At 46.0% G+C, this 22,788-nt stretch carries 20 protein-coding genes; 7 read left to right on the forward strand and 13 right to left on the reverse strand.

Features of this window, described 5'->3' with window-relative positions; translation table 11 throughout:
- Window positions 1–14 precede the first annotated feature (14 nt).
- The gene (locus tag OM978_RS08905) at window positions 15–929 is read left to right on the forward strand and encodes a hypothetical protein (protein WP_264346496.1); all 915 of its coding nucleotides are present in this window, start codon (window positions 15–17) and stop codon (window positions 927–929) included.
- A 51-nt stretch (window positions 930–980) separates the two neighbouring features.
- Here the strand turns inward: OM978_RS08905 and wecC are convergent, their stop codons facing one another.
- The gene (gene wecC / locus OM978_RS08910) at window positions 981–2,213 is read right to left on the reverse strand and encodes a UDP-N-acetyl-D-mannosamine dehydrogenase (protein ID WP_264346497.1); all 1,233 of its coding nucleotides are present in this window, start codon (window positions 2,211–2,213) and stop codon (window positions 981–983) included.
- 193 nt (window positions 2,214–2,406) lie between these two features.
- Between wecC and OM978_RS08915 the strand changes: the two genes are divergently transcribed.
- A complete protein-coding gene (locus OM978_RS08915; RefSeq protein ID WP_264346498.1) occupies window positions 2,407–3,111 on the forward strand; it encodes a hypothetical protein in 705 nt (234 codons plus the stop codon).
- An 86-nt stretch (window positions 3,112–3,197) separates the two neighbouring features.
- Here OM978_RS08915 and OM978_RS08920 read toward each other — a convergent pair whose 3' ends face one another.
- The gene (locus OM978_RS08920) at window positions 3,198–4,238 is read right to left on the reverse strand and encodes a Leu/Phe/Val dehydrogenase (protein ID WP_319633899.1); all 1,041 of its coding nucleotides are present in this window, start codon (window positions 4,236–4,238) and stop codon (window positions 3,198–3,200) included.
- Between the two features lie 216 nt (window positions 4,239–4,454).
- Here OM978_RS08920 and OM978_RS08925 point away from each other — a divergent pair, with 216 nt between their 5' ends.
- A complete protein-coding gene (locus OM978_RS08925; RefSeq protein ID WP_233006866.1) occupies window positions 4,455–4,877 on the forward strand; it encodes a DUF4826 family protein in 423 nt (140 codons plus the stop codon).
- Window positions 4,878–4,994: 117 nt separating this feature from the next.
- Here the strand turns inward: OM978_RS08925 and OM978_RS08930 are convergent, their stop codons facing one another.
- The 5 genes from OM978_RS08930 to OM978_RS08950 form a co-directional block, all read right to left on the reverse strand.
- Entirely contained in the window at window positions 4,995–6,149 is a 1,155-nt protein-coding gene (locus OM978_RS08930; protein ID WP_264346501.1) for a cupin domain-containing protein, read from the reverse strand.
- 68 nt (window positions 6,150–6,217) lie between these two features.
- Complete coding sequence (gene purB / locus OM978_RS08935) at window positions 6,218–7,588, reverse strand: adenylosuccinate lyase (protein ID WP_264346503.1); 1,371 nt, start codon at window positions 7,586–7,588, stop codon at window positions 6,218–6,220.
- Window positions 7,589–7,597: 9 nt separating this feature from the next.
- Window positions 7,598–8,236 (reverse strand): high frequency lysogenization protein HflD, encoded by a 639-nt coding sequence (gene hflD, locus OM978_RS08940; RefSeq protein WP_264346504.1) that lies wholly within the window; start codon window positions 8,234–8,236, stop codon window positions 7,598–7,600.
- A gap of 3 nt (window positions 8,237–8,239) precedes the next feature.
- A complete protein-coding gene (gene mnmA, locus OM978_RS08945) occupies window positions 8,240–9,340 on the reverse strand; it encodes a tRNA 2-thiouridine(34) synthase MnmA (RefSeq protein ID WP_264346505.1) in 1,101 nt (366 codons plus the stop codon).
- A gap of 75 nt (window positions 9,341–9,415) precedes the next feature.
- Window positions 9,416–9,883, reverse strand: a complete 468-nt coding sequence (locus OM978_RS08950) for an NUDIX domain-containing protein (protein WP_264346506.1) — start codon at window positions 9,881–9,883, stop codon at window positions 9,416–9,418.
- Between the two features lie 384 nt (window positions 9,884–10,267).
- On the opposite strand from OM978_RS08950, the gene OM978_RS08955 reads away from it, so the two are divergent.
- Entirely contained in the window at window positions 10,268–12,490 is a 2,223-nt protein-coding gene (locus OM978_RS08955; protein ID WP_264346508.1) for an NADP-dependent isocitrate dehydrogenase, read from the forward strand.
- Between the two features lie 189 nt (window positions 12,491–12,679).
- Here the strand turns inward: OM978_RS08955 and cspD are convergent, their stop codons facing one another.
- Window positions 12,680–12,901 (reverse strand): cold shock domain-containing protein CspD, encoded by a 222-nt coding sequence (gene cspD / locus OM978_RS08960; RefSeq protein WP_046518730.1) that lies wholly within the window; start codon window positions 12,899–12,901, stop codon window positions 12,680–12,682.
- 256 nt (window positions 12,902–13,157) lie between these two features.
- Between cspD and clpS the strand changes: the two genes are divergently transcribed.
- Window positions 13,158–13,478 (forward strand): ATP-dependent Clp protease adapter ClpS, encoded by a 321-nt coding sequence (gene clpS, locus OM978_RS08965; protein WP_233006877.1) that lies wholly within the window; start codon window positions 13,158–13,160, stop codon window positions 13,476–13,478.
- A gap of 48 nt (window positions 13,479–13,526) precedes the next feature.
- Window positions 13,527–15,782, forward strand: a complete 2,256-nt coding sequence (clpA, locus tag OM978_RS08970; RefSeq protein ID WP_233006878.1) for an ATP-dependent Clp protease ATP-binding subunit ClpA — start codon at window positions 13,527–13,529, stop codon at window positions 15,780–15,782.
- Window positions 15,783–15,888: 106 nt separating this feature from the next.
- On the opposite strand, the gene infA is transcribed toward clpA, so the two are convergent.
- From infA to trxB, 4 genes are all read right to left on the reverse strand, one after another.
- Entirely contained in the window at window positions 15,889–16,107 is a 219-nt protein-coding gene (infA, locus tag OM978_RS08975; RefSeq protein ID WP_008610216.1) for a translation initiation factor IF-1, read from the reverse strand.
- Window positions 16,108–16,202: 95 nt separating this feature from the next.
- Window positions 16,203–16,916, reverse strand: coding sequence for an arginyltransferase (locus OM978_RS08980; RefSeq protein ID WP_264346513.1), 714 nt, complete (start codon window positions 16,914–16,916; stop codon window positions 16,203–16,205).
- A gap of 1 nt (window position 16,917) precedes the next feature.
- The gene (gene aat, locus OM978_RS08985; RefSeq protein WP_264346515.1) at window positions 16,918–17,631 is read right to left on the reverse strand and encodes a leucyl/phenylalanyl-tRNA--protein transferase; all 714 of its coding nucleotides are present in this window, start codon (window positions 17,629–17,631) and stop codon (window positions 16,918–16,920) included.
- 35 nt (window positions 17,632–17,666) lie between these two features.
- On the reverse strand, window positions 17,667–18,623 hold the full coding sequence (gene trxB / locus OM978_RS08990) for a thioredoxin-disulfide reductase (protein WP_008899359.1): 957 nt from the start codon (window positions 18,621–18,623) through the stop codon (window positions 17,667–17,669).
- Window positions 18,624–18,854: 231 nt separating this feature from the next.
- On the opposite strand from trxB, the gene OM978_RS08995 reads away from it, so the two are divergent.
- Complete coding sequence (locus tag OM978_RS08995) at window positions 18,855–22,103, forward strand: sensor histidine kinase (RefSeq protein WP_264346516.1); 3,249 nt, start codon at window positions 18,855–18,857, stop codon at window positions 22,101–22,103.
- Here OM978_RS08995 and trhA read toward each other — a convergent pair.
- Window positions 22,100–22,759 carry a PAQR family membrane homeostasis protein TrhA gene (gene trhA / locus OM978_RS09000; RefSeq protein ID WP_264346517.1) on the reverse strand — a complete coding sequence of 220 codons (660 nt, stop codon included), beginning with the start codon at window positions 22,757–22,759 and terminating at the stop codon, window positions 22,100–22,102. The two genes, OM978_RS08995 and trhA, sit on opposite strands and share 4 nt — an antisense overlap.
- Between the last annotated feature and the right edge of the window lie 29 nt (window positions 22,760–22,788).

The following is a 22,788-nucleotide window of genomic DNA, read 5'->3' on the forward strand; positions in this document are numbered from 1 at the left end:
GTTAGGCTTATGCTATGGTTAACATCAGTTCTGATCAAGCTCATACAGGGGGCGCTGTGCGTAAAGCTGTTTTGCTTACAGGTTTTTTCTGCTGTCAAAACGGTATGGCTGCAGAGGTCACCTGGCTGAAAACGGATTGGCCTCCTCATCAAATCACTACAGGTGTGTATCAGGAGCAGGGGACTTTTGATGTATTGCAAAAACTGGTGGTGGCAGGTTTACCGCATCTGACGCACCAGATAAAAGTCGTTAACCTGCAGAGACTGGAACAAGCATTTTTGCAAAACAGTCAGGGCGTGTGTAGCTTTGGTTCGCTTTTTACTGAAGAAAGAGCCAAAACGCGTTGGTATTCGAAAGCTGTTGCCGTACTTCCGGGTTTAGCAGTGCATTTCAGGCAATATTCCGATCTGAAACAGCACCAAGCCGTGCAGACGAATGGCAGCGTTGATGTACGTCAGCTGGCGCAGGACAAAAAACTGACCGGAGTGTATCAGCCGAATCGCTTTTATCCGTCCTCAGTGATGGATGCTGCGCAGCATGCCAACTTTATTCCACAAGAGTTTACCAGTCAAATTAATGCCGCCGCTTTGCTGTTATCTAAGCGGGTGGATTATGTCGTGGAATACCCCGAGCGGATGGCGTTTTACCTGAAGCAAAATCAACAACAGGAACAAGGCCAGCAGCTTCAGAGTCTGGTGGTTTCGGATGCCTCTCCTTACGTAGTGTCCTACATTACCTGCAACAAAAGCCCGCAAGGACAGCAAGTTATTGCTCAGATTAATAAGGTGCTGGAAGGGTTATGGCAAGAAAGCGACTACAAAACCGCTATGTTTCATTGGGTAGATGAAGAGACTAAATCCAGGTTGGAAAGTGCTTATGCAGAAGTGCAGCAACAGGTATTGGCTAGCTCTGGACTTGTGAAGCCATAAAAAGGCCGGTTTTGATGAACCGGCCTGGTGTTAATTTAACAAGGCTTTATCTTAGTGTGCTGAGCGTAGTGGGCCAACCACGTTGATCAAGCTGTGTTTACTGAAGTCCAAATCACCAAAACCTTTGTGGTTCACCAGAATCACAATAATGTCGGCTTTTAAACCTTGTTCAACAGACACCAATTCAATGTTGGAAGCGAGCTTATTGGTTTTTTCCACGTTCGGCTCAACTGCATAGATTTTGCCCTGATACGCAGCGGCTAAATCGTTGACTATGTGCAGCGCAGGGCTTTCACGTAAATCGTCGATATCCGGTTTAAAGGCTAAACCAAAACAGGCAATAGAAGGCTTATGCAATGCATGGTTAGCGACGGTGGATAATACTTTTTGCAGCACCCATTGAGGTTTAAAGTCATTAACTTCACGTGCTGTACGAATGAGTTTGGCTTGCTCTGGTGCTGAGTGCACAATAAACCATGGGTCAACGGCAATACAATGACCACCGACACCTGCACCTGGCGTCAGAATATTTACGCGAGGGTGGCGGTTCGCCATTTTAATCAGTTCCCAGACGTTAATATTCAACTCGTCACAGATTAAGGATAACTCGTTGGCAAAAGCGATATTGACGTCACGGAAGGCGTTCTCAGTCAGTTTCGACATTTCAGCGGTGCGGGCGTCAGAGATTAAACATTCGCCTGTAACGAAGGTTTGATACAGTGCTTTGGCTTTTTCAGAACAGGCAGGAGTTAAACCACCCACAATACGGTCATTAGCAATCAGCTCATAGACTACGCGGCCAGGTAACACACGCTCAGGGCAATAAGCGACATGAATATCTGGCTGGGAAGAATCTGTCGGTACTGTTAAATCAGGGCGTGCTTCACTGATCCACTGACAAATTTTTTCTGTGGTACCTACAGGGCTGGTCGATTCCAGCACGACCAGATTACCTTTGGCCAGAACTGGTGCAATAGATTTCACCGCAGCTTCAACATAAGTTAAATCAGGTGACAGATCATCAAAAAATGGCGTAGGTACAGCAATCATAAAAGCATCAGCAGCCACAGGGCTGGTTTGAGCTGATAAGTAGCCACCTGTCACTGCGGCATGCACCAACATGTCCAGTTCAGGTTCTACAATATGAATTTTACCCTGATTGATGGTGTCTACAGCGTGTTGATTCACGTCTATACCAATCACACGCAGCTTGCGTGATGCCAACATGGCTGCCGTTGGCAAGCCGATATACCCTAAACCAATCACTGATACCGTTTTAAACATAACGAACTCCATTAACCTTGTTGGCTCTTTCTTTGTAGACATCTTATCACAGCACGCCAGAAAGCTTAGATGACAGATAGCTGCTGTTGAAGAAAATTTTTAATAAAATAACAGTGTTAGCTGAATGGCTGCTTAGTGACTCTGTGGTATCTTGCAGCAATGAACTGCTCACACTAGTCACAAGGATTATGCAGTGAAAGATTTTTTAGAACCCTTTTTATACCCGCAGAATATATTCCTCTGGTTGTTTTTTTTCGCCTGTCTGTATTATCGCCGTAAAGGCTTATGGCTGTTGCTGATTTGGTTTTATTTAAGCGGCAATACATTAGTCGCCAATCAGGTGCGGGACTGGTACAACACGCAAATCAGTACAGCGGAGCTGCCTGTTAATTTTAGCGGTGACTATGTGCTATTAGGTTGTGGTGGCAATGAACACAGCTTGCCGGATTGCGCCAGTAACCGAATTAATCAGTTGGCTCTGATGATTAATGCGCAGCAGCGGCCAGTGAATGTTTATATGACTACGTTGCACTGCGCGCCTTATGAAACCTTACTAAAGCAAAAAACCGAATATGCGGCTATCCAGTGTTTTGATGGCGGTCCAACCACTTATCACGAGTTTGCCTCTTTGGATCAAAAGCTGGATAAAACCAAAAATTATCTGTTTATCAGCAGCGATTACCATGCGCTTCGAGTGAAAAAATTAGCGCAAATGCATCAGCTCAATGCACAGGTCTATGCCGCCTCCAGTGCGACCTTCAGGCCGGTGAATTGTGGCTGGAATTGCTTATTGACGGTGAATTTATCGAACTATGATTTGTTCTCAAAGCTGGCGGCAGAAACCGCAAGTTTGCAAGTCTATTGGCTGACGAAAGACTGGACTGAGTGGTATCAATAACTGCAGAAGGTTCTATCTGGGATACGACTGAAAATAACAAAGGGGCTTTAAGCCCCTTTGTTGATCCAAGCTTGAACTGAACAGTGTTAACGGGCGTTACGGATAATTTCCTGCGCCATTAAATCTGCCACTTCGTTGGTCGGTTTTTGCTGTGCGTCAGCGCGTTCGAAGATATTGATCAGCGTATGGTAAATCTGGTTGACCTTAGCTGTAGATTCTTCGGCGTTGTAGCCAACTGCACGCATTTCCATTGCCACGTTGATAATGCCACCCGCATTGATCACATAATCCGGTGCATACAGAATACCTTTTTGGCGTAACAGTTCACCATGACGGCTTTCTTTGAGCTGGTTATTGGCACAACCTGCAATAATTTTGCATTTCAGTTGAGGAATAGTGATGTCGTTAATGGTGGCACCTAAAGCGCAAGGAGCGTAGATGTCAGCATCAACAGCATAGATTTCATCTAAGCCTACAGCTGTAGCGTTAAACTGTGCTACGGCGCGGCTAACCGCATCCTGATTGATATCAGTGACAATAAGTTTGGCGCCTTCTTTGTGCAGATATTCACACAGATAAAAACCAACGCTGCCTAAACCTTGCACCGCAACGGTCAAACCATTCAAATCATCTGTACCAAACTTATGCTTAGCGGCGGCTTTAATACCACGGTAAGTTCCAAGTGCAGTGAATGGACCAGGGTTGCCACTTAAGCCTTCTAAACCTGCTACGTAAGGAGTTTCTTTATTGACGATCATAATGTCGCCCGTTGTGATATTCACATCTTCTGCGCTGACATAACGGCCGCTTAATGAATGCACAAACTTGCCGAACTTACGGAACAGGGCTTCAGATTTGATTTTTTTCGCATCACCAATAATCACTGCCTTACCGCCGCCTAATGGCAAACCAGCCATAGCATTTTTGTAAGTCATGCCGCGGGATAAACGTAATACGTCGACTAAGGCATCTTCATCAGCGACATAATCCCACATACGGCAGCCACCTGTTGCCGGACCTAAGGCTGTGCTGTGGATCGCAATAATGGCTTTTAAACCAGTGCTTTCATCACTGCAGAATACGACTTGCTCATGGTTATCAAATTCAGGATGGTTAAATACAGCCACGACTTGTTCTCCGTTGATATAACTCACCATGCCACAGAGGGCAGGGCGTAAGGGCTTTTTTGCGCCGCGGAATGTACCACTTCACTGCAGCTTTCGCCATCGATCTGTAAAAACAAAATCTGGTAAGACCAGGTGATTGTCGACAATTGAAGCCAGCTCTTGATTGTGTGGATTGAGTCACATAAAGTAACGCCACTTGGAGAAAGGAAAACAGTAATGGCAGAACAATTAACCGAGGAACAACAAGCAGAAGCGAACAGTGAGTGGGTCCGCATCCAGTTCCAAAAAGCTAACCAGTATTTGGCCGAAAAGGGCATATTGCCAGACAATGTGGCAGTGTCTGAATCTCGTTATTTAACACCATTAATGGCGGTCTGGAAGATTACAGCACAGGATCGTAAGCAATATTGGGTGATAAGTGGTGATTTACCTACAGATCATATGCCTTTGTCGGCAGCACAAGATGCAAGAGAGGCTGTGCGGGCTTTCTCATTAAGTTGGCAGTTAAAAGCTGAGCAAGTAATGAATTCAGGTTCTATCGATAAAACCAAAGCAGATTTCGCTAACTTATTGGTGCACAGAGCTCATGGTTTGTATGATTTATTTAATAAAGAAGAGCTGTGGGCTAAGCAGAGCTAAGCTCATTGTGAGTATATAAATCTTTACAATGCTTCGAATCGTTTTTTGAGTTGTTCAATAAAGCTTAGAAGCATAAAAAAACCGCCATTGGCGGTTTTTTTATGCTTGAACTTAAGGTTACTCAGTAAAGTACCAGTAGCCTTTATTAATCAGCAGAGTGATCAACTGTAAACGACCATGGTCTGATGCGAAATGCTGGCAATCTTCCACAGTAAGACTCACCTGATCGGTCAGTTTTTTCACGGTTTCAAGTTCAACAGCTGGTACTAAAAAGCGGTCGCCATTAATAAACAACTGGATATCTTCAGCAGCAGTGGCCTGATAATACAAAGTGCGTAGGCCACCTAATTTGGCCAGCACTGATCCTTCTTCCAGATACTCACCAATTTCATTGGCTTCATAATGTGGATCAGGTTCTGTTGCATCCAGCTCATGTTTGGCATGACTGATATAACTGCCGAACCACTGAGCGGCAAAGTGTTTATCGTCCACTAACTGGCGTAATAAACTTTGCACCTGGGTTAGATCCTGCTCGCTAATAGCACCAACAGAGGCTGGTACCTGACGCTCTGGATCAGTAAAACGACGGCCTGTAATATCCTGATCGATCAGGTGATCGGCCAAGCCTGTCAGTAAATCTTTTTGGGCTGGCGCACGGAAACCGACAGAATAATTCAGTGACGGGTCCAAAGAGATGCCATCATGTGGGCAACCCGGTGGAATATATAAAATATCACCAGGTTCAGTGATTACATCAATGCAGTCGATAAAAGGAGTCACCTGCAATAAACGTGGGTGAGGGCAGTGCTGTTTTAAGCTGGTATCCGGCATACCGACACGCCAATGGCGTTTACCCTGACCCTGAATAATAAATACATCGTATTGGTCCAGATGCGGGCCTACACCGCCACCTGCGGTAGAAAAGCTCACCATCAAATCATCAATACGCCAGTTTGGAATAAAGCGGAACGGCTCTATCAAAGCAGCAGAGTGCGGATGCCAGTGATCCACGGCCTGGACTAATAAAGTCCAGCCTTCTTCGCCCAAGTGGCTGAAATCCTCAAAAGGACCGGTTTCCATATCCCAAACTGCATTTTTATTGCTAACAATGCGGGATTCGATTTCTTCTTCACCGGCAAGACCTGCCAGTTCGTCCGGGCTGATAGGGTCGATAAAGTTTCTAAAACCCGCTTTGATAAGCAAAGGCTTTTTCTGCCAGTACTCTGCTAAAAACTGTGCAGGAGTTAATTCATTTAAAAATAATTGGTACATAGTTCTGTTTCACCATAAAAACAGGGCGATAAAATCGCCCTGTTGAAGGTTCTGAAGTGTTGATTAGTTTAGTTTAATAAATCAACAAGTTCGATTGCTGCGCCTAAGTAGTTATCAGGGCGCAACGCTTTTAATTCGGCTTTCACTTCTGCAGGCAGCTCTAATTTATCGATAAAGACAGCTAAATCTGCTGGCGTGATACGTTTGCCGCGGGTCAGTTCTTTCAGCTTTTCATACGGCTGTTCAATGCCATATTTACGCATCACTGTTTGTACCGGTTCTGCCAGTAATTCCCAGTTCTGATCCAGCTCGCTTAGCAGGTTGGCTTCGTTTACTTCCAGTTTGCTGATGCCTTTTAAGCTCGCATGGTAAGCAATGACAGTATATGCGAAACCTACACCTAAATTACGCAGTACAGTCGAATCTGTTAAGTCACGCTGCCAGCGTGATACTGGTAACTTGGAAGATAAATGCTGGAATATGGCGTTGGCCAGACCCAGGTTACCTTCGGAGTTTTCAAAGTCGATTGGGTTCACTTTATGCGGCATAGTGGACGAGCCAATTTCACCGGCAATAGTGCGCTGCTTAAAGTGACCTAAAGCTATATAACCCCAGACATCACGGTCGAAGTCGAGCAGGATGGTGTTGAAACGCGCGATGGCGTCGAACAGCTCGGCAATGTAGTCATGTGGTTCAATCTGTGTGGTGTACGGGTTCCAGCTTAAGCCAAGGCTTGTGACGAACTCTTCTGCAAACTGATGCCAGTTCAGGTTCGGGTAAGCGGATAAATGCGCATTGTAGTTACCTACAGCACCGTTGATTTTACCCAGCAGTTCAACCTTAGCAATTTGCTCACGCTGACGCTTTAAACGCATGTACACGTTCGCCATCTCTTTACCTAAAGTGGTCGGAGAGGCTGGTTGACCGTGGGTACGGGCCATCATAGGGATAGCTTTGTACTTATGGGCTAAAGCTTTGATTTCGTTTAATAACTGATCGCACAAAGGCAGCAGCACTTGATCACGGGCTGCACCTAACATCAAACCATGGGACAGGTTATTGATATCTTCAGAGGTGCAGGCAAAGTGAATAAATTCACTGACCGCAGCTAATTCAGCATGACCAGCTACTTTTTCTTTTAGTAAATACTCAACAGCTTTGACATCGTGGTTGGTGGTGCGCTCAATGTCTTTCACACGCTGTGCATCAGCAAGGCTGAAATTGTCGACAATTCCGTTTAACAGCGCATTAGCACTGTCGGATAAAGCTGGAACTTCAGTGATAGCTGCTGTGGCTGCTAATTTTTGCAACCAACGCACTTCTACAGTCACCCGGAATTTGATTAAACCATATTCACTAAAAAACTCACGCAGCTCGCTGGCTTTTGAGCCATAGCGGCCATCTACAGGGGAGATGGCGGTTAATGCTGATAATTCCATTAGGTGCTCCTATGAATGGGTTGGGGCAATAGTTTGTAAAACAGATTTGGCTTCATTCAGCAGTGCTTTGCGTTTGAATACAAAATGCAGGCGACTGCCACCGGACTGGCGCCATAACACCACGGCGCGAATAGCGGCCAATAACAAAGCGCGAACTTTATGCTGCACCAGTTGCTGCTTCAGCAGTTCTGGCTGACCAGCGACCTGAATTCGGGTGCCTAAAGAGCTGATGCATTCGACATAAATATCGGCCAGATTGGCAATGATGTTCTCATCGGTAATAGCAAAATGCTGCAATTGCTGCTCTAAGCGGGATAAGCGTTTACCCAGGTTATCCAGATTATCGCGGTTTTTTGTCAGCTTACGCTCAAGCGCAATCACGGACACCACATAACGGGTCAGTTCCACATCTTTGCGCTGATTGTCACCTAGCTGATCCACCAGACACTGATAACCAGCGCGCAGGTTGGCCACATCTTTGCCATAAATATCCAAAGGCTCTGCCGGAGATAAGTTCGCGATACTGGCTAAACACAACTGCAAATCAGCTAGTGCTACATCGTTGGTACGGGTGACTTGCTGTAATAGCTTAAGAGCCTGGCACATACCGGCCAGAGCAAGGGTTTGAGTCTGAATACTGTGTTGCATAAGTTACTGTATGGCCGAATTAATAATGCCACCACCCAAACAAATCTCGTCGCTGTAAAACACAGCAGACTGACCCGGAGTGACGGCTTTTTGAGGCTGATCAAATACCACAACCACAGTGCCATCCGGCATTGGGGTCAGAGTGCATGGAATATCGGTCTGACGATAACGGGTTTTGACAGTGCAGCGAAGCGCTTGCTGTGGGCCTGTACGATCAACCCAGTGCAGTTGGTTTGCCACTAACCCTTTGGAGAACATACTTGGATGGTCATGACCCTGAGCGACAATAAGACGGTTATTGATCAAATCTTTTGCCACCACATACCATGGCTGATCATCACCATCTTTTAAGCCACCAATACGTAAACCTTTACGCTGGCCTAAAGTGTGATACATCAGACCATCGTGCTGGCCAATTTTATCGCCGTCTACGGTGTAAATATCACCAGGCTGGGCTGGCAGATACTTTTGCAGGAAATCTTTAAATTTACGCTCGCCGATAAAACAAATACCTGTGCTGTCTTTTTTATCGTGCGTAATTAAACCTTGTTCTTCGGCAATAGCCCGTACCAGAGGTTTTTCCAGATGACCAACAGGGAACAGGGTTTGCGCCACATGTTCTTCACCTATGGTATAGAGGAAATAGCTTTGATCTTTGTTGGTATCCAGACCCCGCAATAACTGCCAGTGGCCTTCTACTTCACGGCGCTGTACATAATGGCCTGTGGCTATGTAGTCGGCGCCTAAAGCTTCGGCGGCGAATTCAAGGAAAGCTTTAAACTTAATTTCCTTGTTGCACATAATATCCGGGTTCGGCGTACGACCAGCTTTATATTCCTCGAGGAAATATTCAAACACATTGTCCCAGTACTCAGCGGCAAAGTTAACTTTATGCAGTTTTATACCCAGCTTGTCACAGACCGCCTGAGCATCTCTTAAGTCGTCAGCAGCAGCACAGTATTCGCTGTCGTCATCTTCTTCCCAGTTCTTCATAAACAGGCCTTCGACCTGATACCCTTGCTGCATCAGCAGGTAGGCGGACACTGAGGAATCAACACCACCGGACATACCGACAATGACTTTTTTGCTGCTGTTATCTGACATTACACCGCACTTTTTACTGGCTGGATGGGAACGGGCGCGGATTATAGCACCAAATTCTTTGCCAAAAAATGTTAATCAAAGCGAATGTGCGACGGCATTTCTGATCTGAGACAACGACAATAGCTGGTTTTGTTCAAACTGGGTGATGGCGTCCAGTACCAACTGACTGCGCACGGGCAGGGCATGACTGCGTAATTCAGCCAAACTTAACCAGTGCAAAGCCAGAATATCGTCATCCTGTGGCTGATGCTGCGCTGGTAATTCAGTAGGGGTAAAGACAAAATTTACCCGTACATAAAAATGGCCATTGGCGGCTTTGAGCTGGGAAATACCCAGCCAGGCATCGGGCTCTAAATTCAGGCCTGTTTCTTCCTGCAGCTCCCGTTTAATAGCACTGATTAAATCTTCATTTTCCTCAACATGGCCAGCAGGCTGATTCAATACAAGGCGGCCGGAGCTTTTGTCTTTTTCTTCCACCAATAAATAACGACCCTGAAAATACAACACTGCGGCAACGGTTAAATGCAATAAAGGACGAGACATAAACAACAGGCTCCTTAAATGAGGGCTTCGAATAAAAAGAAGGTGACGGAAAAACAACAAGACAGTCTATTTATGCCATATATGAACAAAAAAACCGATCTTTTGTTGTAATTGGCGCAAAACGCCCATAAATCGTTAAGGTTGCTTAAGTGGTCGGGCCGCAGAACTCTGTTTTCCGTCAGACATTTCAGTAATATAAAGCGCGTCAGAGTTTGGGCATCTACTACTTCTGTCGTAAAGCGCATGTCCTTGACTAGGCTCTTAGAATGAGCGCTGTTATACTCGAACACCACGAGTAACTGTAACGTTTTAAACAGCATAGGCCGCATCACATGAGACGCGCCTGGCTAACGACTCAATTTTGCTGTAAATCCAGGAAACGATATGACCACCTCAAAAATTATCTACACTATTACGGACGAAGCCCCGGCACTGGCCACTTATTCTTTTTTACCTGTAGTTGAGGCTTTTGCCAAAACTGCTGATATCGAAATCGAAACTCAGGATATTTCTCTGGCTGGCCGTATTCTTGCCTTGTTCCCTGAATTTCTGACCGAAGCACAGCGTCAACCTGATGCCTTAACAGGTTTAGGCGAGCTGGCGAATACACCTGAAGCCAATATCATCAAGTTGCCAAATATCAGTGCTTCTATCCCACAGTTAGTCGCTGCAATTAAAGAACTGCAAGCCAAAGGCTATAAACTGCCTGATTACTCGGAAGACCCAAAAACAGCGGAAGAAAAAGAAGCCCGCAGCCGTTACGACAAAGTTAAAGGCAGTGCGGTAAACCCTGTGCTGCGTGAAGGTAACTCTGACCGTCGTGCTCCTGCTTCTGTCAAACAATATGCCCGCAAAAACCCACATTCTATGGGAGCCTGGAGCAAAGAGTCGAAATCTCATGTGGCTCATATGAGTGCAGGTGATTTCTACGGTAGCGAAAAGTCTGTCACTATCGCTGATGCCGGTCAGGTGCGTATTGAGCATGTGGCTGCTGATGGTAGCGTGACTGTCCTCAAAGAAAAAACCACAGTAAAAGCTGGTGAAATCATTGATGCTTCTGCCATGAGCAAAAAAGCACTGCGTGATTTTATCGCCGTAGAAATTGCGGACGCGAAAGCTAAAGATGTGCTGCTGTCTGTGCATTTAAAAGCCACCATGATGAAAGTGTCTGATCCTATTATGTTTGGTCATGTGGTCACTGTATTCTTCAAAGAAGTCTTTGAAAAACACGCCGCCACTTTTGCTGAATTAGGTGTCGATGCCAACAACGGTTTAGGTGATGTCTACGCAAAAATCGCTAAGCTGCCAGCCGATAAAAAAGCTGAAATTGAAGCAGACATCAAAGCTGTGTATGCACAACAACCTGCTCTGGCGATGGTGAATTCTGATAAAGGCATCACTAACCTGCATGTGCCAAGCGATGTGATTATCGATGCTTCTATGCCTGCGGCTATCCGCTCTTCTGGCCAGATGTGGGGCCCGGATGGCAAGTTAAAAGATACCAAAGCTATTATCCCTGACCGTTGCTACGCCGGTGTGTATCAGGAAACCATCAATTTCTGCCGTGAACACGGTGCTTTTGACCCTCGTACTATGGGCTCAGTACCAAACGTTGGTTTGATGGCGCAAAAAGCGGAAGAATACGGCTCACACGATAAGACCTTCGAAATTAAAGCTGCAGGTCAGGTGCGTGTAGTTGATGCTGCTGGTACTGTGCTGATTCAGCATAACGTTGAGCAAGGCGATATCTGGCGTATGTGTCAGGCCAAAGATGCTCCAATCCAGGATTGGGTGAAACTGGCGGTCAACCGTGCCCGTTTAAGTAAAACTCCTGCGGTATTCTGGTTAGATAAAAACCGTGCTCACGATGCTCAGCTGATTGCTAAAGTAGAACGTTACTTAAACGATCACGACACCAGCGGTTTAGATATTCAGATCATGTCGCCTGAAGACGCTACCCGTCATACCTTAAAGCGTATCAAAGAAGGTCTGGATACCATTTCTGTCACAGGTAACGTATTACGTGACTACTTAACCGACTTATTCCCAATTCTGGAATTAGGCACCAGCGCGAAGATGTTATCTATTGTGCCTCTGATGAATGGCGGTGGTTTGTTTGAAACGGGCGCCGGTGGTTCTGCTCCTAAGCACGTTGAACAGTTTGTTGAAGAAAACCACTTACGTTGGGATTCATTAGGTGAATTCCTGGCTTTGGCTGCATCTCTGGAGCATTTAAGTCAGGTCACTGGCAATGCCAAAGCTCAGGTACTGGCTGATGCGTTGGATCAGGCTACAGCCAAGTTCCTGGATAACGACAAGTCACCAACCCGTAAACTGGGTCAGTTGGATAACCGTGGCAGCCATTTCTATCTGGCATTCTACTGGGCAGAAGCCTTGGCCGCACAAAGCAAAGACGCAGCTTTAGCTGCACAATTTGCTCCACTGGCGAAAGCTTTAGCTGAAAACGAAGCCAAAATTGTGCAGGAATTAAATTCTGTCCAAGGTAAAGCTGTAGATATCGGTGGTTACTACAAACCAGACGATGCGTTAGCGTCAAAAGCTATGCGTCCAAGCGATACCTTTAATCAGGCATTAGCTGCACTGTAATTCACTGTAGGGGAGAGGCTTGTCCTCTCCCGTCTAATGATACCGCGGTGCTTATGGACGGGCCGGGACAAGCCGCGGCCCCTACAATCTGCCCGTGTCTAATTTTAAGATGAACCATAGTTAATTAGAGATCAAAGAAAAATGCCGGCTTATGCCGGCATTTCATATGGATATGTGAGCTTCAGGTGGTTATTCAGGTTTGTGACCTTCTGGCAGTGCGATATTTACTGCATGTAAACCTTTTGGGCCCTCAGACAGGTCAAACACCACATCCTGGCCGGCCTTCAGCGTACGGTAGCCATCCATGTTAATGGTTGAATAATGGGCGAATATGTCTTCGTCACGACCATCTTCACGAATAAACCCAAATCCTTTGGCATTATTGAACCATTTCACTTTACCGGTAGCCATACTACTTCCTTCTCTAAGTTAGCTAAATTCTGTATTCTAAGGCGGAGCAACAGGGAGCTGCGGGCAGACTCCACCATTTACTGTAGATAATTTGTGCAGCTAGTCAAGTTTTTTACCCACTTGTAAAGAGGCGTTGCAGATACTATCTATAAGATACGGGATACAGAGTGGCTGCAAAGCCTGTAGTGGCTTTGGGTCCGGCGAAAAAAATTCATCAATGCAATTTTGATGCTTTGAACAGGCGTGGCTATAGTTTATGAGCGGTTATAAAGAAAACAATGGAACAGATCATGGAGTGGTGGAGAAAACCCGGCAACAGGTGAAACCTCCCTCTATGTATAAAGTCATACTTCACAACGATGACTACACCCCGATGGATTTTGTCATTGATGTGTTAACCCGGTTTTTTAATATGCAGTATGAAAAAGCCAGTGAAATTATGTTGCAAGTGCATTACGAAGGTATGGCGGTCTGTGGTGTGTTCACAGCCGAGGTTGCGGAGACCAAAGTTCAGCAAGTGTCCATTTATGCGAAAGAGCACGAACATCCATTGTTATGCACTATGGAGCGGGCTTAACGCCAAACAACTGCTGTTGTAACTCAGGTGGATTAGGAGTGATGTTGTATGTTGAACAAAGATCTTGAGTTAACCTTAAATCTGGCGTTTCGGTTTGCGCGGGAAAAACGTCATGAGTACATGACGGTCGAACATTTATTATTAGCGTTGTTGGATAATCCGGCTGCAGGTGAAGCGTTAAAGTCCTGCGGTGCCAATATAGACCGCCTGCGGCTCGATCTGTCGCATTTTATTGATTCCACCACCCCTTTGTTGCCAGAAGACGACGCAGACCGCGACACGCAGCCTACGCTCGGATTTCAGCGTGTATTACAAAGAGCGGTGTTTCATGTGCAATCCTCAGGTAAATCTGAAGTCACAGGCGCTAATGTATTAGTCGCTATTTTCAGTGAACAGGAATCTCAAGCTGTTTATTTGCTGAAGAAAATCGACATCAGCCGGTTGGATATCGTCAACTACATTTCTCATGGTGTGATTAAAACCGAAAAAATCGAGCAGCAAGACGAGCAGCAAGATGAAAACGGTGATGTGCAGATTGAAGAAAACAAATACCTGGAAAGCTTCACAGCCAATCTGAACGTTCTGGCAAAAAATGGTCAGATCGATCCTCTGGTTGGTCGTGATATGGAGCTGGAACGCACTATTCAGGTGTTATGCCGTCGCAAGAAAAATAACCCGTTATTGGTGGGCGAAGCAGGGGTGGGTAAAACTGCTATTGCCGAAGGTCTGGCCTATCGAATCGTCAATAAGCAAGTGCCTGAAGTCATTGCCAACGCCACTATTTATTCACTGGATATGGGCTCTTTGCTGGCAGGTACCAAATACCGCGGTGACTTTGAAAAACGCTTAAAATCCTTGCTGAAAGAAATCGAAAACGAAAAAGATGCAGTGCTGTTTATTGACGAAATTCATACTGTCATAGGCGCAGGTGCTGCGTCTGGTGGTGTGATGGATGCATCCAATCTGATTAAACCGCTGTTATCCAGTGGCCGTTTACGTTGCATAGGTTCCACCACCTATCAGGAATTCAAAAACATCTTTGAAAAAGATACAGCGCTGGTGCGCCGTTTCCAGAAAATTGATGTGGTTGAACCAAGCGTTGATGACACCACCCAAATTCTGCAGGGTTTAAAAGAACGTTACGAAGCCCACCATGGCGTGCGTTATACCCAAAAAGCGCTACGTGCAGCAGCTGAGTTGTCGGCGAAATACATTAACGAGCGGCATTTGCCGGATAAAGCCATAGACGTGATTGACGAGGCGGGAGCCAGCCAGCGTTTATTGCCAGTATCAAAACGTAAAAAAGTCATTAATGTGCCGGAAATTGAACACATTATTGCCAAGATGGCGCGTATTCCTGAGAAGTCAGTGTCAGCCTCTGATAAAGATGTGCTGGCGAACTTAGACCGTAACCTGAAAATGGTGGTCTTTGGTCAGGACGAGCCTATTGAAGTCTTAACTTCGGCTATTCGTTTATCCCGCTCTGGCTTAGGTAACGAAGAAAAGCCTATTGGTAACTTCTTATTTGCAGGCCCAACAGGGGTAGGTAAAACCGAAGTCACCAAACAACTGGCCAAAATCATGGGCGTAGAGTTGCTGCGTTTTGATATGTCCGAGTATATGGAGCGTCATGCCGTCAGCCGCCTTATTGGTGCGCCTCCTGGTTATGTAGGTTTTGATCAGGGCGGTTTGCTGACAGATGCCGTATCAAAACATCCTTACTCTGTCGTGCTTTTGGATGAAATCGAAAAAGCGCACTCTGATATCTACAACATTTTGTTGCAGGTGATGGACCATGGCACTTTAACCGACAACAGCGGCCGTAAAGTCGATTTCCGTAATGTGATTTTGGTGATGACCACCAATGCTGGTGTGCAGGAGACGGTGCGTAAAACCATCGGCTTCAAACAACAGGATCACAGCCACGATGCGTTAGCCGAAATAAACCGGACCTTTAGTCCTGAGTTCAGAAACCGCCTGGATGGCATCATCTGGTTTAAACATTTATCCCGCGACATTATTCTGCAAATTGTCGATAAGTTTGTCTGTGATCTGCAGGTGCAGCTGGATAAAAAACAAGTGTCGATGGAATTGAGTGGTGCCGCCCGTCAATGGCTGGCCGATAAAGGCTACGATCAGGCGATGGGTGCCCGTCCTATGGCGCGGGTTATTCAGGAACAATTGAAAAAACCTTTAGCCAACGAAATATTGTTTGGACGACTGGCACACGGCGGTGATGTACGGATTGACTTGAAAGGCGACGAGCTGGAGTTTGATTATAACGAAGAAGAAGCTTTAGTTTGAGCACTACTTAGCTAAGCAACTTAATACGAAAAAACCCGGCTTGGCCGGGTTTTTCTTTATGGAGCATAAAGCAAATAGCGTTAGCGCTATCTGGTTCCGTCAAATCTTAACGTTGACGGAACACGATGCGACCTTTGGTCAGATCGTAAGGAGTTAATTCAACAGTGACTTTGTCACCTGTCAGAATGCGAATGTAGTTTTTACGCATTTTGCCTGAAATATGGGCAATAACTACGTGGCCGTTTTCTAACTCGACCTTAAACATGGTATTTGGCAGGGTATCTAAGATAGTCCCTTGCATTTCAATTACGTCTTCTTTCGCCATTCAGCGTGCCAGCCTCTTATTTAAATTCATTAGTTCAAAAAACTGCCGCAGATTTTGCCGAAAAAGGGCAGATAAGTAAAGCAACATAGACAGATTTAGCTAAATGAGAGCCATTCTCCGGCTATAAAGCGTTGTTGTGGTAAAAATTTTGCTTTGTAACTCATTTTTTGACAGTGCTGGATGTAGTAACCCAGGTATACAAAACTGATGTTTTCTTCTTTGGCTTGTTCAATCAGTGCCAAAATTGCTAGCGTGCCAAAGGCCAGCACATGGCCTGTCTGATAAAAAGTATAAACAGCAGAAAAGGCATCGGCTGTGCAGTCGACTACAGTCACGGCGACTAACTCGTCATCTATGTATTGTTCTAAAAATTGTATTTTCAACCAGTTGGCTTGCCATAAATAAGCCATTTGTTCCGGACTGGTCGGAGACATCGAACTGTCGGCATGTTTGCTGTCGATATAGGATTTATACAAGGCATAGTACTTTTCTGTGCAGTTTTCTTTATCACTGAACTCTGTTAACTGATAATGCCAGCTACTGCGTTTTGCTTTGCTCCAGAGCCTTCGTTGATTGCTGTTTAACTGAAATGCCGTCGCTTCGAGCCGCACCGACTGGCATTGCTGGCAGCCTTCACAATACGTCGTATAAATCTGCTCACCACTGCGTCTGAAATTCAGCGTCAGTAGTTGTTGGTAAAACTGAGCATCTAAGGGCTCATCCGGCAGAGTAAAAAGCAATCGTTCCTGGCGGTCGGGCAGATAATTGCATTGTTGTTGCTGACTGACTCCAAGTTTTAAGCCCGACATCTTAAAGCTCCAACTGGATATCCTGCACACGCCAGATATCAGCGGGGCAGAGCAGGGCTTTATGATTTGCCAATAAAGTCAGGTAAGTTCTGCGAGACAAAGGCTCGGCTCCTAACTGCTGTAAAAAAGGATTCATCATCTGACAATCAATATAGCCTGTCGCAAAGGAAGACAAATGCTGTTGTAAGGCCGCAAGCGCAATTTTTGCGGTATTCGGTAAGGTATTAAACATCGACTCGCCGCAAAAGAGTTGGCCAACCATCACCCCATAACAGCCACCGACCAGTTCGCCATCAGACCAAACTTCGATACTGTGGGCATGGCCTTGTTGATGCAAGGTAATATAAGCCTGTTGAATATCCGGTACTATCCAGGTGCCTTGCTGCGAAGCGCGTGGTGCACTGCAAGCTCGGATCACGTGCGGAAAAGCTTTATTGATACTGATTTGAAAACTGGAATGATGCAGTAATTTACGCAAAGTGCGGTTGGGTTTTAATACGCCTGGCTTAAAAATAGCGCGTTGTGACGGACTCCACCACAGCAGCGGATCTCCTGGGCTAAACCAGGGGAAAATGCCGCTTTGATAAGCTTTGAGTAAACGTTGTGGCGATAAATCACCGCCCATGGCTAATAAACCATCCGGTTCAGTCAGAGCCTGACTGACCGGAGGGAATTCAAGCGAAGCATTTGATAACTCGGGTAAATAAATCACCACTATTTACCCCTGTATCACCTGAGCCTGTAAAGATATTACTTCGCCAAAGCGTCTAAATAACGCTCAGCATCTAAAGCGGCCATACAACCTGTACCAGCCGAGGTAATTGCCTGACGGTAGATATGATCGGACACATCGCCAGCAGCAAATACACCTTCAATACTGGTTTGAGTGGCGTTGCCTTCAGTGCCGCTTTGCACTTTCAGGTAACCGCCATTCATTTCCAGCTGACCAGCAAAAATGTCAGTATTTGGTTTGTGACCAATAGCGATAAATACACCGGCTACAGCCACATCTTCAGTCGGCTGGCCGTTGGTTGATTTTAAACGCATGCCGTTGACGCCCATATCGTCACCCAGAATTTCTTCCAGTTCACGGTGGGTGTGCAGAATAATGTTGCCTGCAGCGACTTTCGCCATTAAACGGTCAACCAGAATTTTTTCAGCTTTAAAGGTATCGCGACGGTGCACTAAATGCACTTCTGAGGCGATATTGGCTAAATACAGCGCTTCTTCTACTGCGGTATTACCACCACCGACCACTGCAACCTTTTGATTGCGGTAAAAGAAACCATCACAAGTGGCGCAGGCAGATACACCACGGCCATTGTAAGTTTCTTCTGAAGGTAAGCCTAAGTACTTGGCTGAAGCGCCTGTGGCGATAATCAGCGCGTCACAGCTGTACTGTCCGTTGTCACCGGTCAGAATAAATGGGCGCTGCTGGAAATCCACAGTGTGGATATGATCAAACAGAATTTCAGTGTTGAAGGTTTCAGCATGAGCTTTCATGCGGTCCATCAGTGCTGGGCCTGTTAAACCATGCGGGTCACCAGGCCAGTTTTCGACTTCAGTGGTGGTGGTTAATTGGCCGCCAGCCTGCATACCTGTCAGCAGCACCGGGTTTAAATTGGCGCGCGCAGCGTAAACAGCCGCAGTGTAGCCCGCTGGGCCAGAACCTAAAATCAATAAACGGCTGTGTTTAATAGTGGACATGCATTACTCCGGCATTTTTCAATGGTGTATTCAGTTGAGTCGTTAATGGGGCTGATTTTATGGCATTGCAATAGCGAGATAAAGCACAACCGCATTTTTTCCAATTCAGGCTCTGGCAAGGAATCCATGCTATGGTATTGTTTGTTTACACATATTTGCTGTTGACCCTCTGCTGAGGTTTACATTGCACTATTTTTCCCCTGCGTTTGGCCAACCTGGAGATCTGAAAGAATGATGATCAGGTTTTGGCATGTTCTGCTTATTGTGTGGCTGTTGTGCTGCAGTGTTGTGGCATCGGCACAAACTCATTTTACCCGGCTCAGTGTCGATGATGGCTTACCCAATGCCAGTATTTATCGCATTGTGCAGGATAAAGAAGGCCATATCTGGCTGGGTTCCACCAACACTGGTTTACTGCGTTACAACGGTTATGAACTGGAATCCTTCGATGTACTGCCTGCCTCTGTCAGCAACAACATACTGGTGCCTGATATTGATGCCTTGCTGATGGATCGGAACGATCAGTTGTGGATTGGCAGTTGGGGCATGGGCCTGAGCAAAGTAGATACCCACACAGGGACAATCTCACATTACTCCGATCGACCTGACAGTGCTGTAGTGTTGACCAGTAATTACATTCAGAGCCTGTTACTGGATCAGTCAGGTGTGTTATGGATTGGCACCAACAAAGGCTTACAGCGACTGTTGCCTGACGGAACTTTGCAGACAGTAGGCGCTGCTGATACCGCTCAGCCGCTGATTAACCAACGTATCTGGGCACTGGCTCAAACCGAAGATGGCACAATCTGGATTGCAACCAGTAGTGGCCTTCATCAGTGGACTGCCCAGGACGGGCTTAGTACTGCCTATCAGGCATTTGGTCAACACAGTGTCAATAATGAAATGCGTACCTTGTTCGCTCATGGTAATCAGTTGTGGGTGGGAGGGCGCAGCTCTTTGTTTCAGTTTGAGCGCTCCTCTTCTGTGTTTCGGGCCATACCTTTTTATGACGAAGCATTGAGTCCTATCGTCAATGTGCTGGAAAGTGACCGGCAAGGTAATTTGCTGGTCGGAACTTTTGACGGTATTTATAAAGTATCGTTAACCTCTGGTTTATTTGAGCCTTTTGCGGACGGCAGACAGCTATTGCCTGGTATTAATGTGCGTTCTTTACTGGTCGACCGTAGCGGGTTGTTGTGGGTAGGTAGCAGAGAAAGAGGTTTATTTTATGGCAGACACCAGCCTTCGGCATTTACCGACTTAACCAGTTGGGGGCCACAAGCCGCCGCTTTAGCAAAACAGCAACTGACAGCTGTAAAAGTGGAGGACGATTATTTATGGCTGGGTAGTGCCGATCAGTTTCATCAGCTCAACAGAAAAACTGGTGTTGTGGTGTCGTTTTCGATGCCCGCCCGGGTGAATACCATTACAAGAACCAGTCAGGGTGAGCTGTTTATAGGCTCGGACAATGGCTTATGGCAGTTTGATGAAAACAAACAACAGCTGATACAGCTTGATTCGGGTCAAAGGCCCAACAGTACTTCATGGCAAAATGTGCGGGATTTGATCAGCTTAGCTGATGGCAGCTTGTACCTGGGTTTATGGCAAAACGGATTGATGCGTTGGGACCCCAGTGGCAATCATCAATTTTGGTTGCAGGATATGGCGCAGCATAAAGTAGGCGATGCGGTGCAGGTGGTTCAGGAAATACAAGGTAAAATCTGGTTAGGGACGCGTTATTCTGGCATTTTTGTCCTGGACCCATCCAGTTTAGAGTTACAGTCGTTAACCGACTTAGTGCCCGTTGAGCAGGCACTTGATATTCAATGTATAGCACCAGGACCTGACAACACTGTACTGGTGTGTAGCCGAAGTGGGCTGCTCAGTCTGGACCTGCAGAATCGTATCGTGTCCGGGCAAAGAGATGGCATCAATGTTCTTAAAACTGAATTGCTGGGAGCTTATACTGACACACAAAAAAATATCTGGTTGTTATCTGCCAATGGCTTAAGTTTAAAACCCTACCAGCAAGAGCGTTTAATTACCTTCACCGAACAAGATGGCCTGAGTAACAGAGAAATGATTTTTAAGGCATTTTCGGTGTCTAAACGTGGCAATTTGTATTTGGGTACGGCCGGCGGTTTAGCCATAGTCAATGCAGAACGACTGTGGTTGAACAATTACAAAAGCAAAACCCATGTTTCTGCCATTTGGATTGATCAGAAAAAACTCAAGACAGGTATTATGCAGGGCCCCTGGTCTCATATTGAATTAAAACCGGGTGAGAGTATTAGTCTGGAACTTGCTAGTCTTGATTTTCACGACCCTAAACGGAATCAGTTTATCTATCAGTTGGAAGGTGTAGATAACAGCTGGCAACAAAGCACCGGCTATACCAAAGTGAACTACAGTCAGCTGGAGCCTGGTACTTATCAGTTTAAAGTGCTGGGCTCTAACCAACATGGTTTGTTTGCGGATGAGCCACAAATTTTGACCATCGAAGTCTTGCCTTTGTGGTGGCAACACAGTTGGGTGTTGCCTGGCCTTGCTGTTCTGTTGTTATTCCTCTTGTTGTGCGGGCACGCTTACCGGCTGCGTCATATGCGACAAATTAATAAACTGCTACAGCATTCAGTACAGGAACGGGCATACAACCAGACTGTATTAGAGACTATGGTAGAGGAGCGCACTAAAGCGCTACAGGACAGCTCCGCAACTTTGTCATTAAGGACCAGACAGTTGGAGATTAGCTTGTCGCAACTGGCCGAAAATAACAGAGAATTAAAGCGGCTGAATAATCTGAAAGACGAGTTTATTTCTACTGTCAGTCACGAACTGAGGACACCCCTCACCTCTATTCGTGGTGCTGTAGGCTTGCTGGCCAGTAAAGCTGTGGCTGAAGATTCACAGCATTATCAGCAGCTTTTGCAGACAGCGCTTGGCAATAGTGAACGTTTATCGCAATTGATTAATGACTTACTGGACTTACAAAAATTTGAATCCGGTAATTTTAGTTTGGCCTTTGATGCTGTGGATATGAAACTGCTGGTACTACAGGCGCTGGATGGCATAGCGCCATTCGCCGCCAAGTATCAGGTGAGTTTTCAGACTAAGCTTGTTGACTGTAAGGTGATGGCTGATCCAACCAGGATCAGGCAAGTGGTAGATAACCTGTTATCCAATGCGATTAAATTCTCCAGTGCTGGTCAGACTGTTGTGGTGCAGTTAACAGGGCTTGGGGATCGTATTCGCTTTGAAGTACGGGATCAGGGTTCAGGTATTCCCGATAATTTCCGCAACCGTATTTTTGAAAAATTCTCTCAGGCTGATGGCTCCACCAGCCGTAAAGCGGAAGGCACAGGGCTTGGCTTAAACATCTGTAAGACTATTATCGGAGCTCACCACGGCGAGATAGGTTTTGACAGTAAACCAGAACAGGGCGCTTTGTTCTGGTTTGAATTACCAGCACAGCAGCTTTAAATAACTGGCGGCGGCAGAACGTACCAGTACACCGCCAGAAAATGACAGACACTACCTGCCAGTACAAATAGATGCCAGATCAGGTGGTGCATAAACAAGGTTTTTTGCACGTAAAACAGCACACCACCTGAGTAAAACAAGCCACCAGCCAGCAACCACCACATGCCTGCTGCCGGCACATGGGTCAACATTGGGTCAATGGCGACAACCACTATCCAGCCCATGATCAGATACAGAGCTATAGATAATTTTTGATATTTAGCACCGGTAAAGAGTTTTAACAGCACACCAGCAAAAGCAATACTCCAAACCAGAGCAAATAACCACCAGCCCCAGTTATCTCGTAAACTGACTAGCGTAAAAGGAGTGTAGGTACCGGCGATCAGAATAAAAATAGCCGAATGATCGAGTTTTCTCAGCCAGAGTTTATGTTTCAGATCCTGCACCGAGTGGTACAAAGTCGAGCTGCCGTATAACAAAATTAAACTCAAACCAAACACCCAACTGCTGACCTGACGCCAAAAGTCGGTAGTGGCAGTCAATTCCAACATCAGATATAAGCCCACTAGGCTGGCTAAAACTCCAAGCCCATGGCTGATGGCATGGCTTAATTCTTCTGATGAACTGTAGCTGGTGGCTGCTTTGATACTTTGCACTGTGTTCTGACCTGCTGAAAACGGACTAA

The organism is Rheinheimera sp. MM224 (genome assembly GCF_947090785.1).
Taxonomy (GTDB): domain Bacteria; phylum Pseudomonadota; class Gammaproteobacteria; order Enterobacterales; family Alteromonadaceae; genus Pararheinheimera.